Origin of the sequence: Pseudomonas sp. FH1 (assembly GCF_000510895.2) — a bacterium.
Taxonomy (GTDB): Bacteria; Pseudomonadota; Gammaproteobacteria; order Pseudomonadales; family Pseudomonadaceae; genus Aquipseudomonas; species Aquipseudomonas azotoformans_A.
The window spans coordinates 43120-56007 of record NZ_AOHM01000129.1 but is presented as its reverse complement, the minus strand read 5'-3'; the positions used below and the strand labels follow the sequence as shown (position 1 = coordinate 56007).

Here is a 12888-nt window from a genome sequence, read left to right as displayed (position 1 = left end):
TACCCTGAATTCGTTGGGCGGCTCACGAAAAATTCCTTTATTTGCGTTCACGAATTGTAGAGAAAAAAACACAATACGCCCACGCAATAGTGCGTCATCGCAGGAGGCTGAGAATGGTTCTTGTCTGCAGGGGCTGGCGCGCCTCTTTTTTTATAGTCGCGCCGATTCATGGTGCCTTTCGTAGGATCATTCCTGCGACACAATCGTTCACGTGCCTAGCACTTAATGTCCACCGCGCATCTTTCGCGCCGCCAGATAAACGCCCAGCCCAACCAGTGCCGTGGCGGCCCCGATATACCCGGTACTCGTCCACCCCAGTCCAGCTGTGATCGCCATCCCGCCAAACCACGGCCCCAGCGCGTTGGCCAAGTTGAATGCGGCATGGTTGGACGCCGCCGCCAGGCTCGGCGCTTCGTGGGCGATATCCATCAAGCGGATCTGCAGCGGCGCCGCCAATGACACCATGGTGCCGACCAGTCCGATCCCCAGCAGCACGCCCCACAACGAGCCTGCGGCAAACGGGAAGAACACCAACACCGCCATCGACCACACCAGGATCAAGCCCACCGCGCGAAACTGCAGGCGGTCGAACAGCTTGCCGCCAGCGATATTGCCGATGATCCCACCCACGCCAAATGCCGCGAGGCCGAAGGGGATCCATTGCGGCGAGACTTTGGTGACTTCGAGCATGGTCGGCGCCAGGTAGCTGAACACGCAGAACATTCCCGCAAAACCAATGGCGCCAATGGCCAGGGCCATCCACACCTGCGGTTTGGTGAAGGCGCGCAGTTCCTTGCGTGGGTCGCTACGGGGTTCGTCGCGTCGGTCGGGAACGAATTGCCAGACCAGTGCAATCGTGCACAGCGCGATGACGCTCACCAACGCGAACGCCGAGCGCCAGCCCAGATATTGTCCAAGGAAGGTCGCAATCGGGTTGCCCAGGAGCATCGCCAGGGTGAGTCCCATCATCACCCGTGCTACAGCGCCGGCGCGTTTGTCGTTCGGCACCATGCTCGAAGCCACCACTGCGGCAATACCGAAATAGGCACCGTGGGGCAGGCCGCTGATAAATCGAAACGCCACCAGTGAGCCGAAGGTCGGGGTGAAGGCCGTGGCCAGGTTACCCAGGGCATACAGCCCCATCAGCAACAGCAGCATATGTTTGCGCAGGAGTTTGGCGCCGAGGATCGCCAGCAGTGGGGCGCCGACCATCACGCCAAGGGCGTAGGCGCTGATCGCGTGGCCGACCTGGGGTTCGCTCAAGTTGAGGTTGTGGGCGATGTCGGGCATCAGGCCCATGATGGCGAACTCGCCAGTGCCGATCGCGAAGGCGCCCACGGCCATGGCAGCTTCCATTTTTGCGGCGCTGCGCGCGGGCAGCACATGCCTGGGTGTTTGCTGGATTGTCATGGGTAACTCTATTGGAATGGATTGCACGAAGGGGAGCCGTCGATGCTACGCAAGCGGCGCCGAGGGTGTCTAGAACAGCCTTTTTCGGCAGAGTTCCGCGCCTGTGACCCCAGGTCGCGCCTGCCAAGCTTGACATCGGAGCATTAAAAGCCGCGATTTAGAGCTGTCAATTGGCCAAACGGCGCATAAACGCTGTTTGCCGTGATATTCTGCGCGCCGTCTTGGTCTAGTCTTTCCTGGGTGCGTACATCCGCATACGTCCCAGCGATTGGCTGTCGCCCAGGTAGCTGAAGCCAATAATGATAAGAAGTCAGCGCAGAAGGGACATAAACAGTGAGGTCGATACGTCGGCCTTGTGTGCCCACCCTGCGGTTCTCTCGTGAATGTGCAAACCCCGCGGTGCTGCCTTGCGCAGCTGCGATGGAGGGTTGCCCATGATCAGGGGCGGTAGGGCGGATGGCGTTTTATCATAGGTGCTACTGATGTTTAAAAAAGTAAACACTGCCCTGCTGGGGCTGGCTTTGTCGCTGGGGATCAGCTCCGCTCACGCGGAAGAGGCAAAGAAAGTCGATGTGCTGCTGATTGGCGGCGGCATCATGAGTGCAACCCTGGGCGTATGGCTCAATGAGCTGGAGCCGGGTTGGTCGATGGAAATGGTCGAGCGCCTCGACGGCGTGGCCGAAGAAAGCTCCAACGGCTGGAACAACGCCGGTACCGGTCACTCGGCCCTGGCTGAGCTGAACTACACCCCGGAAGACAAGAACGGCAACGTTGAGATCCCGAAAGCGGTCGAGATCAACGAAGCGTTCCAGATCTCCCGTCAGTTCTGGGCCTGGCAGGTCCAGCAGGGCGTACTGAAGAACCCGCGTTCGTTCATCAACACCACACCGCACATGAGCTTTGTGTGGGGCGATGACAACATCAAGTTCCTGAAAAAGCGCTACGAAGCCCTGAAAGCGAGCCCGCTGTTCGCTGGCATGCAGTACTCCGAAGACCCGGCGCAGATCGCCAAGTGGGTTCCGCTGATGATGGAAGGGCGTGACCCGAACCAGAAAATCGCGGCTACCTGGAGCCCGCTGGGTACCGACATGAACTTCGGCGAGATCACCCGCCAGTTCGTCGCTCACTTGCAGACCACGCCTAAGTTCGACCTGAAGCTGTCGAGCGAAGTGCAGGACATCACCAAGAACGCCGACGGTTCGTGGCGTGTGAGCTACAAAAACCTGAAAGACGGCACCAAGACCGAAACCGACGCCAAGTTCGTATTCATCGGCGCGGGCGGCGGTGCACTGCACTTGCTGCAAAAGTCGGGCATTCCTGAAGCCAAGGAATACGCAGGCTTCCCGGTAGGCGGCTCGTTCCTGGTGACCGATAACCCAACCGTGGCCGAGCAGCACCTGGCCAAGGCCTACGGCAAAGCGTCGGTGGGTGCACCGCCGATGTCGGTTCCGCACCTGGACACCCGCGTGCTGGATGGCAAGCGCGTGATCCTGTTTGGCCCATTCGCGACCTTCTCGACCAAGTTCCTGAAAGAAGGCTCGTACCTGGACCTGCTGACCAGCACCACCACCCACAACATCTGGCCAATGACCAAAGTCGGTATTCGCGAATACCCACTGGTCGAGTACCTCGCCGGCCAACTGATGCTGTCGGATGACGACCGCTTCAAGGCGCTGCAGGAATACTTCCCGAACGCCAAGCAATCCGACTGGCGCCTGTGGCAAGCCGGTCAGCGCGTGCAGATCATCAAGCGTGACGAAGAGCAGGGCGGCGTCCTGAAACTCGGCACGGAAGTGGTCAGCTCCGCCGACAACACCATCGCAGGCCTGCTGGGTGCATCGCCAGGCGCGTCCACCGCGGCTCCGATCATGCTGACCGTGCTGCAGAAAGTCTTCAAGGACAAGGTCGCGACCCCTGAGTGGCAGACCAAGCTGCACCAGATCGTACCGAGCTACGGCACCAAGCTGAACGACAGCCCTGAAGCGGTTGCCAAGGAATGGGCGTACACCGCCGAAATCCTGCAACTGCCGACGCCTCCTGCGATTCCTCAAGGTGCTGCTCCGAAGGCCACCGAGGCTGCCAAGCCAGCAGCTGAGCCAAGCAAGCCGGCCTCTGACCTGGCGCTGTAAGCCAAGTATCGAGCCGATGTAAAAAGCCCGCTGAACCGGTAACGGTCAGCGGGCTTTTTTGTCCCTGGCGTTCAGACCTGGAAGTGCCTGAGCTGCTCATGCAGATGCAACGCCAGTGCATTGCTGCTATCGCACAACAAGTACAGATGTTGCGCTGGCAACGGAGGCAGGTCTGTCATCTGCCTGAGCCCTTCACCCATGCGGCTTTCCTCCATCAGGCCTACCGCCACGCCACTGCGCACGCAGGCCTCGACGGCGGATGAATTGGGGCTTTCCAGCAGCATCCGGTGATAAATCCCGTGATCCTTCAGTACCTGCAAGGCGGCGGCGCGATAGGGGCAGCCGGCGATGGGGACGGTGATGGGCAGCGGTGCATTCGACGGACAGCTAAAGTGCTCGGCCGCGACCCACAGCGGCTGTACCGGGCCCAGACGTTCTCCCTGGGCCAGCGGGTGTGCGCTTACGGTGATGGTCAGGTCCAGGTGATTGGCCGTGAACAGGTTGAGCAACTCGCCGCTGGTGCGGGCTTCGACCTCCAGCTCCAGCAGCGGGTTGTCAGCGATCAACCGGGGTAAAAACTCCCGAATGAAGGCCGGTGCATAGGTGTCCGGTACACCCAGGCGGATCTTGCCCTGCATGCGCTGGGGCATCAGCGAGATCAGCAGGCGATCATGGCTCTTGAGGAATTCGGTGGTTTCGCCCAGTAGTTTCTTACCGTAGAGCGTCAACTCCACGCCTTGGTTGCTGCGGCTGAACAAGCGTTGGCCCACCTGATCTTCGAGCTTTTGTATCTGTGTGGTCACGGTTGACGCACTGCGGTGAACCTGCTCGGCCGCTTCGTTGAAACGTCCAAAGCGCGCCACGGCGTGAAAGGTACGCAGCAGGTCGATATTCAGTTGTTTAGCCATGATTCCACTTTTATGGATTGATGGTGCAGGTTATTCAAATATACAGAATCATGCGTGGCCATTAGCCTTTCAGTCAACGTGCACTGACCGGAGGCTTCATGACGCGATCAACCTTAAAGCGGCTGCTGTTGCAGGCGGCATTTGTGCTGTCGTGGAGCTCTGGCTATATCGGCGCCAAATTGGGCACGCAGGGCGGCGGGGCGTTCAACCTGTTGTTCTGGCGATTCCTGTTGGTCTCGGTGTGCCTGGGGCTGTTCTTGAACGTCAGGTTGTTGAAGGTTTCATGGGCGCAGGTTCGCCATTACGCCGTCATTGGGTTTCTCTCGCAGTTCCTGTACCTGAGTTGCCTCTACGTTGCGATCCAGAACGGCTTGCCTCCTGGCATTGCCGCCATCATCGCGGCCCTGCAGCCGTTGATGACGGCGGCGTTGTCGATGGGTAGCGCAACCGAGCGCAGTGGCGGCTGGCAGTGGGTTGGCCTGATGATCAGCTTCGTTGGCGTTTCCATCGTGATTGCCGGGCAGTACGGCAGTGGCGGGGAAGGCGTTGGTCTTGTCATTTACTTGCTGCCCTTGGCTGCGGCGCTGGGGCTGACGCTGGCGACCCTGTATGAGCGCCGCACGGTGCAAAGCCAGGACGCAGGCTTGGTCCTGCCGCTGTTCATCCAGTCTTTGCTGACCTTGATCGGCTTTACCGTCGCCGTGCTCTATACCGACACGCTGAGCATTCCCCGCGACCCAGACGTATTGATCTCAATTGTCTGGCTCACTGTGTTCTCAACCTTCGTTGCCTATTTGAGCCTCTGGATGCTCCTGCGCGTCATGACCGCGACCCACGTCGCTGCGCTGGTCTACCTGGAGCCGCCAGTAACGCTGGTGTGGGCAGCGCTGATGTTCGGCGATGTGATCCATGCCTCGACCTGCGCCGGCATTGCCGTGGTTGTCGCCGGGCTGCTGTTGGTGCGCCTGAAACGACCGACCGTCGCGTGCGCCTCTTGAGGCTTGCGGGTTCAGCAAGCTGACAGACATCACCTGTTAAAAATACCCACAGCCAAGCAGGAGCGCGGCTGTCACAACGGGGGATTTTTCGCGGTGCAAGTGTTGGGCGTCAGCGTCCGAGGGGTTTGTATGTGGCTACGTTATGCGGCATTGACGGCCATGGTCGTCGCAGCATCCGGGTGTGTGCAAGAGCGCGTCGTGCATGAGCGCAGGCCGGTACAACGCGAATATGTGGAAGTCATCGCGCCGCAACCGCCGCCGGTGCAGGTGATCGAAGTCGAGCCGCCGGTGCGCTATGGCTACATTTGGTCACGCGGCTATTGGCGTTGGGAAGGCGGGCGCTATGTCGCAGTACACGGCCACTGGGAGCCGGTGCGCGAAGGTTATCGCTACGTGCATCCACATTGGGTCCAGCGCAACGACGGCTACCATTGGCAAGGCGGTGGCTGGGTTCGTTGAGCCTTGGTCAGATCGGCTTCGTCGTGCCCAGAAGCCGAACTTCACGCAATAGCGCGGCGCCGAGTTGATCGGTGCCCAGTTCCTTGTAGCCGACGGCTTTGATTTCGCCGTTCTCTTCTGCCTGGATGAGGATCACCGGGGTTTCTTTGCCGGTGGCTTCGTCGACGTGCAGGGCGTACTGCGGAATATCCAGCTTGATCGGCGTGCCTGCGGCCTGGCCTTTCACGTTGATCAGGAAGGCTGCACAGCCCGCGTCGACGTCCAGGCTGGTGGCGGAGCGACCACTGACGAAGCAGGTCTTTGGCAGGTCGGGCCAGGTGATCGATTCGGCGATCACCGTGCCGGACGCCATCGTCAAGGTAGCGAGAAGAAGCGTGCGCACGTAGGTCTTTCTCTCGATGGGGGTTGAACGCGACTTTTACCAAAGCCTGGTGGGCGTCGCAACGGCAAAGGCTCAGATCAGTCGTTTCATCCCCGCGGCCTTCGCAGCGTTCAAATCAAAGGTGGCGGTATATTCGCAGCCTGCAGCATGAGCACAGCGTTCTATCAGGCAGTCCGCGAAATCGGCTGTGCTGGCGGTGAATCGTCGCAGTGCCTGCCAGATGATCTCGGCGTGTTCGATGGTCAGTTCTCGGGTGCGTAGCAGCGTTTCGAGCACGGTCACGACATCACCCTTGGCAGACTGATAACAACTTTGTAGAACCCATACCAATTCCACCACGGACACCAGGCTGACAAAGCCCGGTGCAAAGGCGGTGAGCGACTCAATCAACTCAGATGCCTTGGGCGATTGCACGGGATCGTCCTGGGTGACATAGCGCACCAGCACATTGGTATCCAGCCCGATCATCTCGCTTTCGCCCCTTGTGCCGCGATGGCACGGTTCATTTCATCCAGCGAGACGGCCTTGGCGGGCTTTTGGATCAGGCCTTTGAGATCATGTACGGTTTTGCTGGCGGCAATCATGGAAAATTTGCCGTCTTCCATTTCGACAAATTCAACGCGATCGCCTGTCTCCAGGCCCAGGGCAGTTCTGACCTGGACGGGAATGGTGATTTGCCCTTTTGAAGTAAGCGTGGCGGTGGCCATAGTGAAGATCTCCATCGTGATGCTCCTTACCTTAGGGTAAGGAATTATGGAGGACAAGATCCGTTGGTCCATAGGTTGCTCTTCTGGTGTGAGTTGATCGGAACAGGTAAAAAGATAGCCCGAGTTATGCCTCGGGCACGTCCGAAAACACCCGCAAAGAGATACAACATATGACCGATCGCCAGCTCATTATCCCTGCTGCCATGCGCCCCATTGTCGAACGTGCTGGTTACGTGCCCGCCGTCAAGGTCGGCAAGACGTTGTACTGCGCAGGACAGGTCGGACGCACGGAGGCATTGGCTGTGATTGACGATCCAGAGGCGCAATTCGTCGCAGCCTGGGAGAACTTGAGGCAGGTCCTGGAGGAGGGTGACTGTACGTTCGACGACGTGGTGGACATGACCACCTACCACGTCAACATGAGCCAGCACATGGCGGTTTTCCGTGACGTGAAAAACCGCCTGTTCCCACGCGGGCATTGCGCCTGGACCACCATCGGAGTGTCCGAACTGGCACACCCCGGCCTGCTGGTGGAAATCAAATGCGTGGCAGTGCAGCGCTAGCTTACTGAACCACGCGATAGCACGGCACATACGCTGCGCCGCCCGGCAGCTTCATGCGGTGCTGGGCGACAAACGCCTGTAGCAGCTCGTCCAGCGGTTTCATGATGGCCGGGTCACCGTGGATCTCGTAGGGGCCGTTCTGCTCGATCAGGCGGATGCCCTTGTCCTTCACGTTACCCGCTACGATCCCCGAGAACGCACGGCGCAGGTTGGCGGCGAGTTCGTGGGGTGGCAGCGCGTGGCTCAGTTGCAGGCTGGCCATGTTCTCGTGGGTCGGGTCGAACGGGCGCTGGAAGCCTTCGTCGATCTTCAGCAGCCAGTTGAAGTGGAACGCGTCGTTGCGCTCGCGACGGAACTGCTTCACGGCCTTGAGGCCGGCGGTCATCTGGCGCGCCACTTCGGCGGGGTCGTCGATGATGATCTGGTAGTGCGCCTGGGCCGCTTCGCCCAAGGTGGCGCCGACGAACGCGTGCAACTGCTGCAGGTACGGCGCTGCGTGTTTCGGCCCAGTGAGGATGACCGGGAACGGCAGGTCGCGGTTGTCCGGATGCATCAGGATGCCCAGCAGGTACAGGAACTCTTCGGCTGTGCCGGCACCGCCTGGGAAGATGATGATGCCGTGGCCCACACGTACGAAGGCTTCCAGGCGTTTTTCGATGTCCGGCAGGATCACCAGCTCATTGACGATCGGGTTCGGCGCTTCGGCAGCGATGATGCCAGGCTCGGTCAGGCCCAGGTAGCGCCCGCCGGTAATGCGTTGCTTGGCGTGGGAAATGGTCGCGCCTTTCATAGGGCCTTTCATTACGCCGGGGCCGCAGCCCGTGCACACGTCGAGGCTGCGCAGGCCCAGTTCATGGCCGACCTTCTTGGTGTATTTGTATTCTTCGGTGTTGATCGAGTGCCCACCCCAGCACACCACGATGTTCGGCTCGACACCGGGGCGCAGCGTACGGGCGTTGCGCAGCAGGTGGAACACATAGTCGGTGATGCCCTGGGAATTGCTCAGGTCGATGCGCTGGCTGTCCAGCTCGTTCTCGGTGTAGACGATGTCGCGCAGTGCACTGAACAGCATTTCACGGGTGCTGGCGATCATTTCACCGTCGACGAAGGCATCGGCCGGGGCATTCAGCAGTTCCAGGCGCACGCCACGGTCTTGCTGGTGGATGCGCACTTCGAAGTCTTTGTAGGCGTCAAGGATGGTCTTGGCGTTGTCGATGTGTGCGCCGGTGTTGAGGATCGCCAGGGCGCACTGGCGGAACAGGGTGTAGATGCTGCCGGTGCCGGCTTCGCTCAGTTGCTGGACTTCACGTTGGGACAGGGTTTCGAGGCTGCCCTTGGGGCTGACGGAGGCATTGATGACTTGACGTTGGGGCATTCTGATTCCTTGAAAGCGCAGCCACCGCACCCACAGGGGGCCGCGATGGCTTGAGAATGATGGGCGCCGAATTCGGTCGCACGAGACGGATATTTACCTCAGGCGCAAGGCCGAGCGCAAACACCGTCCAGCACCATCATGCCGCAGAACTCACTGAATCAGCTTCCAGTTTTTGTAGAAAACCCGACGCAGGGTAAAGGCCATCCCGGCAAACCCAGCGATCACAGCGTTAAGAACCATCGGCACCGGTGTTGGCCGCACGATGTCGATAAACAGGCAGTAACGCTTGGCATCATTTTTGTTGAAAGACGCGTGCATCAGGGTGTCATCGAAGATAAACAGCGGGTCGTCGTGCCAGTAATGCTTGTGCTTGCCGACCTGGATGTAGACGCCTTCGTGATGGGGTGCTGGCGCCATGTTGTAGAGCACGCGGAACATCATGCGCAGGGGGCCGAAGTGGAAGGAGGTGGAGCGGTTTTCATTGAAAACCGACACGCCGATGGTCTTCACGAATGGTAGTTTTTTGCGCAGTTCCGGGATGTCGAGGGTGGTCTCGATGGGTTGGCCATACCACTGGAAAAACAACATGCCGCGCTTCTTCTCGGCCATGCGTTCGTCGAGATAGCCAATGATTTGATCCTTGTGCGCCATGGCATCGTCGATGACCTGTTGCAGGTCTTCACGCCAGGCCGGTGGCAGGTCGGCCATCGTGTAGACGTGGCGGTTAGGCGAGCTGAACAGGTCGAACAGGGTGTTGAACGGCGCCAGCAGCCAAGTGTTGCGGCCACTGCCGATAAAATATTTCTTGAACGTGTCACGGTCATACAGGCCGTTGCGCAGGAAATCATAGACCCCGCAGACCACGACGAGGCTGAGAAACACCGCCGTTGTCAGGGGGATCAGGCAAATGATCAACAGGACGCCGAGTACCCAGGCGACCGACACGGCTTTTTTGCGTAAGGCAGACTTGCTCATGAAACTCAGCTCCAGCTGGACGCCATTCGACAGGTCCGGATCCGTGGCTGCGAGTGGGAAGGTGTGAAACATATTGAAACAACTACGTCATGATAAGGCGTTCGACGCTGGAGAGGCGTTTTAAATATTGCAAAATTGTGAAGGCGCTACACAGTTTTTAACCGGATCAGCGTTGAGTGGATTGGATTTTGTAAACAGAAGATTTGCGACTATCGTGACGCTTCGGTTTTTTGGACGTCATAGACCGGTACGATTGAAGTTGAATGGCCACCATTGGCCTTCGGCACCTTGGAAGAGGCAGAAATTTTATGATCATCAAACCGCGGGTTCGTGGCTTTATCTGTGTGACCGCTCACCCTGTTGGCTGTGAAGCGAACGTCAAAGAGCAGATCGACTACGTGACTCAACACGGCGTCATCGAAGGCGGCCCGAAAAAGGTGCTGGTCCTCGGCGCTTCCACCGGCTACGGCCTGGCCGCGCGCATCAGTGCTGCCTTTGGCTGCGGCGCCGACACCCTGGGCGTGTTTTTTGAGAAAGAAGGCGAAGAAGGCAAGCTGAGCTCCGCCGGCTGGTACAACAGCGCTGCGTTCGAGAAGTTTGCCGTCGAGAAAGGCCTGTACGCCAAGAGCATCAACGGCGACGCGTTCTCCGACGAGATCAAGCGCCTGACCATCGAAACCATCAAGAAAGACCTGGGCAAGATCGATCTGGTGGTCTACAGCCTGGCCGCGCCACGCCGTACCGACCCGCAAGGCGTGGTGCACAACTCCACCCTCAAGCCGATCGGCAAGGCTGTGACCCTGCGCGGTATCAATACCGACAAGGGCGTTGTGGTCGACACCACGCTTGAGCCTGCAACCCAGGAAGAAATCGACGGCACCGTCAAAGTGATGGGCGGCGAAGACTGGCAGCTGTGGATCGACGCCCTGCGTGACGCCGACGTTTTGGCCGAAGGCGCGAAAACCACCGCCTTCACCTATCTTGGCGAGAAGCTGACCCAGGACATCTACTGGAACGGCTCCATCGGCGAAGCCAAGAAAGACTTGGACAAGAAAGTCCTGACCCTGCGCGACAACCTCGCGGCACTCAAGGGCGACGCCCGTGTGTCGGTGCTCAAGGCCGTGGTCACCCAGGCCAGCTCGGCCATTCCAATCATGCCGCTGTACCTGTCGCTGCTGTTCAAAGTGATGAAAGAGCAGGGCACCCACGAAGGTTGCATCGAACAGGTCTACGGCCTGTTCAAGGACAGCCTGTACGGCAGCCAGCCGAAACTCGACGCCGATGGCCGCTTGCGTGCTGACCTGGCCGAGCTGGAGCCGAAGGTCCAGGACGCCGTGGCGGCACTGTGGAATCAGGTCACCGACGACAACGTCAACGAGATCAGCGATTTTGCCGGCTACAAGGCTGAATTCCTGCGTTTGTTCGGCTTTGAAATCGACGGTGTGGACTACGAGGCTGACGTGAATCCGACCGTGAAGATCAACGGTCTCATCTCGGCTTAAGTGATGGAATAGACAGCAGTCTCGATTATGAGGCTGCTGTTTTGTTCTTCCCCAACGCGCGTTCAGCCTTGGTTGAACACTCGAAGGGCCTTGCTAAAACCAGTGCGCTTGATACTCACCACCTCTTTCTCCCACAGCGGATTCAGGGGCACGTGATAGCCGCTGTCTTTGGCTGTCTTGACCAATTCCGCCATTTCTTTGCTGTCGTGGATCATGCAGATTTCATCGAACCGCCCCAGCTTGGTCGGTAGGAAGAACGTTGCCGGGTAGTTGGCGGCGACATCTGTTGCCGGGCTGCCGGAGTCCGCGTTGTGGTGGACCACCTTCTCGCCATTGCCGACCAACCGATGATTAATCAAATCAATCATTTGCTTTATTCGCGGTGAGGCGTTGCCCAGATGTTTGTCTTCCTTTTCATAGAAGTGAAGGGGGCTTTCATAGTCTGCACTCAACGCCATCGGTACTTGGTAAGCCTTGGGGTCTGAATGATGCTGTCTGTAGCTATCAACCCTTTGCGTCAAAACGCTGTGCGCGACATCGGGCACCGGCAGCTTGTCTTCAGCGCCGTAGTCGCTGAGGTGGGGCGCCACCATGTGCAGGTCATAGTCGGCCGTCAATGCCTTGCCCCCCGTGTGCTCCGCTAGCACTTCAAGAGGCTTGCCCTCATGGCTGATCAAGTAGTTATCTGCTGAGGGCGACGTGCGTTTGCCTTCGAATGCATACACCTGCTGGCTAGGCCCCTTGGAGCTGAAACTCAGTATGCCGTCCTTCTCTGTGGGTGCCAGTTCAACGATGTGGCCGAGTCTCATCAATTCACCGAGGCGATTTTGTGAGATTTCCAGAGGGATGGCGACTGCATCGTTTTTGCGGATGCAGTCCGCGACTTGCTCATTGGCGCGGTTCAGTTTCTCGGGGGCTTCGTGCTTGAATTTCTCAAGCTTGCTGAAGGCTTGATCCGTGCAGATCAGGCCGGCCTGCGGTCCCCAGTTGGCACTTTTTCCCTTGATATGAAAGTTCTTGGTGGGGTGGCCGGCTTCTATCAACCCGATGGCGACGGTTTCGACTGGACGCACGCCGATGATGGAGTTGGTCTGCGCCGCAATTTCCTGCAAAGGGACAAGGTGGCTCGGGACTATTCCCGTTTGTTTCCTGGTGCGCTCGAATGCGATCCTTACCGAGTCGTTTGCCTCTGGTGCAGTGGCCGTCGACTGACGCGGTGGAGAGCCTTGCAAAGCATTCAAGCCAAGCTGACGCGATATCTGGGCTGAACTCAGTACGCCTATCATGGTGCATCTCCAAATCATGTTTTATTGGCATGTTGGATGATCCCTTCCAGACCCCAGTATTCCTTCGATTGCACGGGAGACATTAAAGAAGCCATTCTTCGGCGGGGAGGAAAAAGTATGACGGCTTGTATGAAGCGTAATGGGAGGAGGGTCGTTCCGGTGCGCAAACGTGATGCTGCCTAGGTGTTTGTTGC

General features: G+C 58.8%; 13 protein-coding genes. 5 read left to right on the top strand and 8 right to left on the bottom strand.

Going from position 1 to position 12888, the window contains the following annotated elements; all coding sequences use genetic code 11:
- Nucleotides 1-222: 222 nt before the first annotated feature.
- Nucleotides 223-1410, bottom strand: a complete 1188-nt coding sequence (locus H096_RS27965; RefSeq protein ID WP_033902555.1) for an MFS transporter — start codon at nt 1408-1410, stop codon at nt 223-225.
- 482 nt (nt 1411-1892) lie between these two features.
- Here H096_RS27965 and mqo point away from each other — a divergent pair, with 482 nt between their 5' ends.
- Nucleotides 1893-3539, top strand: a complete 1647-nt coding sequence (gene mqo / locus H096_RS27960; RefSeq protein ID WP_033902554.1) for a malate dehydrogenase (quinone) — start codon at nt 1893-1895, stop codon at nt 3537-3539.
- Between the two features lie 71 nt (nt 3540-3610).
- On the opposite strand, the gene H096_RS27955 is transcribed toward mqo, so the two are convergent.
- The gene (locus tag H096_RS27955; RefSeq protein WP_033902553.1) at nt 3611-4447 is read right to left on the bottom strand and encodes a LysR family transcriptional regulator; all 837 of its coding nucleotides are present in this window, start codon (nt 4445-4447) and stop codon (nt 3611-3613) included.
- A 98-nt stretch (nt 4448-4545) separates the two neighbouring features.
- Here H096_RS27955 and H096_RS27950 point away from each other — a divergent pair, with 98 nt between their 5' ends.
- Both H096_RS27950 and H096_RS27945 read left to right on the top strand, forming a co-directional pair.
- Nucleotides 4546-5445, top strand: coding sequence for a DMT family transporter (locus tag H096_RS27950; protein ID WP_033902552.1), 900 nt, complete (start codon nt 4546-4548; stop codon nt 5443-5445).
- A 129-nt stretch (nt 5446-5574) separates the two neighbouring features.
- On the top strand, nt 5575-5904 hold the full coding sequence (locus H096_RS27945) for a YXWGXW repeat-containing protein (protein WP_033902551.1): 330 nt from the start codon (nt 5575-5577) through the stop codon (nt 5902-5904).
- Nucleotides 5905-5911: 7 nt separating this feature from the next.
- Here H096_RS27945 and H096_RS27940 read toward each other — a convergent pair whose 3' ends face one another.
- From H096_RS27940 to H096_RS27930, 3 genes are all read right to left on the bottom strand, one after another.
- On the bottom strand, nt 5912-6256 hold the full coding sequence (locus tag H096_RS27940) for a hypothetical protein (RefSeq protein ID WP_033902550.1): 345 nt from the start codon (nt 6254-6256) through the stop codon (nt 5912-5914).
- Between the two features lie 102 nt (nt 6257-6358).
- Complete coding sequence (locus tag H096_RS27935) at nt 6359-6754, bottom strand: type II toxin-antitoxin system VapC family toxin (RefSeq protein ID WP_033902549.1); 396 nt, start codon at nt 6752-6754, stop codon at nt 6359-6361.
- The gene (locus H096_RS27930; RefSeq protein WP_033902548.1) at nt 6751-7008 is read right to left on the bottom strand and encodes an AbrB/MazE/SpoVT family DNA-binding domain-containing protein; all 258 of its coding nucleotides are present in this window, start codon (nt 7006-7008) and stop codon (nt 6751-6753) included. The genes H096_RS27935 and H096_RS27930 overlap by 4 nt, the downstream gene beginning before the upstream one ends.
- 155 nt (nt 7009-7163) lie before the next feature.
- Between H096_RS27930 and H096_RS27925 the strand changes: the two genes are divergently transcribed.
- Nucleotides 7164-7556: a RidA family protein gene (locus H096_RS27925; RefSeq protein WP_033902547.1), complete on the top strand. Its 393-nt coding sequence runs from the start codon at nt 7164-7166 to the stop codon at nt 7554-7556.
- A 1-nt stretch (nt 7557) separates the two neighbouring features.
- Here H096_RS27925 and ppnN read toward each other — a convergent pair whose 3' ends face one another.
- Both ppnN and H096_RS27915 read right to left on the bottom strand, forming a co-directional pair.
- Nucleotides 7558-8931 (bottom strand): nucleotide 5'-monophosphate nucleosidase PpnN, encoded by a 1374-nt coding sequence (ppnN, locus tag H096_RS27920; RefSeq protein WP_033902546.1) that lies wholly within the window; start codon nt 8929-8931, stop codon nt 7558-7560.
- A gap of 150 nt (nt 8932-9081) precedes the next feature.
- Nucleotides 9082-9906 (bottom strand): aspartyl/asparaginyl beta-hydroxylase domain-containing protein, encoded by an 825-nt coding sequence (locus H096_RS27915; protein WP_033902833.1) that lies wholly within the window; start codon nt 9904-9906, stop codon nt 9082-9084.
- Between the two features lie 308 nt (nt 9907-10214).
- Here H096_RS27915 and fabV point away from each other — a divergent pair, with 308 nt between their 5' ends.
- Nucleotides 10215-11408, top strand: a complete 1194-nt coding sequence (fabV, locus tag H096_RS27910) for an enoyl-ACP reductase FabV (protein ID WP_033902545.1) — start codon at nt 10215-10217, stop codon at nt 11406-11408.
- Between the two features lie 62 nt (nt 11409-11470).
- Here fabV and H096_RS27905 read toward each other — a convergent pair whose 3' ends face one another.
- Nucleotides 11471-12694: an anthrax toxin-like adenylyl cyclase domain-containing protein gene (locus H096_RS27905; protein ID WP_033902544.1), complete on the bottom strand. Its 1224-nt coding sequence runs from the start codon at nt 12692-12694 to the stop codon at nt 11471-11473.
- Nucleotides 12695-12888: the final 194 nt, after the last annotated feature.

Coding starts and splice junctions, on each gene's coding strand:
- fabV (WP_033902545.1), top strand. CDS start 10,215: ATGATCATCAAACCGCGGGTTCGTGGCTTTATCTGTGTGACCGCTCAC.
- H096_RS27950 (WP_033902552.1), top strand. CDS start 4,546: ATGACGCGATCAACCTTAAAGCGGCTGCTGTTGCAGGCGGCATTTGTG.
- H096_RS27915 (WP_033902833.1), bottom strand. CDS start 9,906: ATGAGCAAGTCTGCCTTACGCAAAAAAGCCGTGTCGGTCGCCTGGGTA.
- H096_RS27930 (WP_033902548.1), bottom strand. CDS start 7,008: ATGGAGATCTTCACTATGGCCACCGCCACGCTTACTTCAAAAGGGCAA.
- H096_RS27935 (WP_033902549.1), bottom strand. CDS start 6,754: ATGATCGGGCTGGATACCAATGTGCTGGTGCGCTATGTCACCCAGGAC.
- mqo (WP_033902554.1), top strand. CDS start 1,893: ATGTTTAAAAAAGTAAACACTGCCCTGCTGGGGCTGGCTTTGTCGCTG.
- ppnN (WP_033902546.1), bottom strand. CDS start 8,931: ATGCCCCAACGTCAAGTCATCAATGCCTCCGTCAGCCCCAAGGGCAGC.
- H096_RS27905 (WP_033902544.1), bottom strand. CDS start 12,694: ATGATAGGCGTACTGAGTTCAGCCCAGATATCGCGTCAGCTTGGCTTG.
- H096_RS27965 (WP_033902555.1), bottom strand. CDS start 1,410: ATGACAATCCAGCAAACACCCAGGCATGTGCTGCCCGCGCGCAGCGCC.
- H096_RS27940 (WP_033902550.1), bottom strand. CDS start 6,256: ATGGCGTCCGGCACGGTGATCGCCGAATCGATCACCTGGCCCGACCTG.
- H096_RS27945 (WP_033902551.1), top strand. CDS start 5,575: ATGTGGCTACGTTATGCGGCATTGACGGCCATGGTCGTCGCAGCATCC.
- H096_RS27925 (WP_033902547.1), top strand. CDS start 7,164: ATGACCGATCGCCAGCTCATTATCCCTGCTGCCATGCGCCCCATTGTC.
- H096_RS27955 (WP_033902553.1), bottom strand. CDS start 4,447: ATGGCTAAACAACTGAATATCGACCTGCTGCGTACCTTTCACGCCGTG.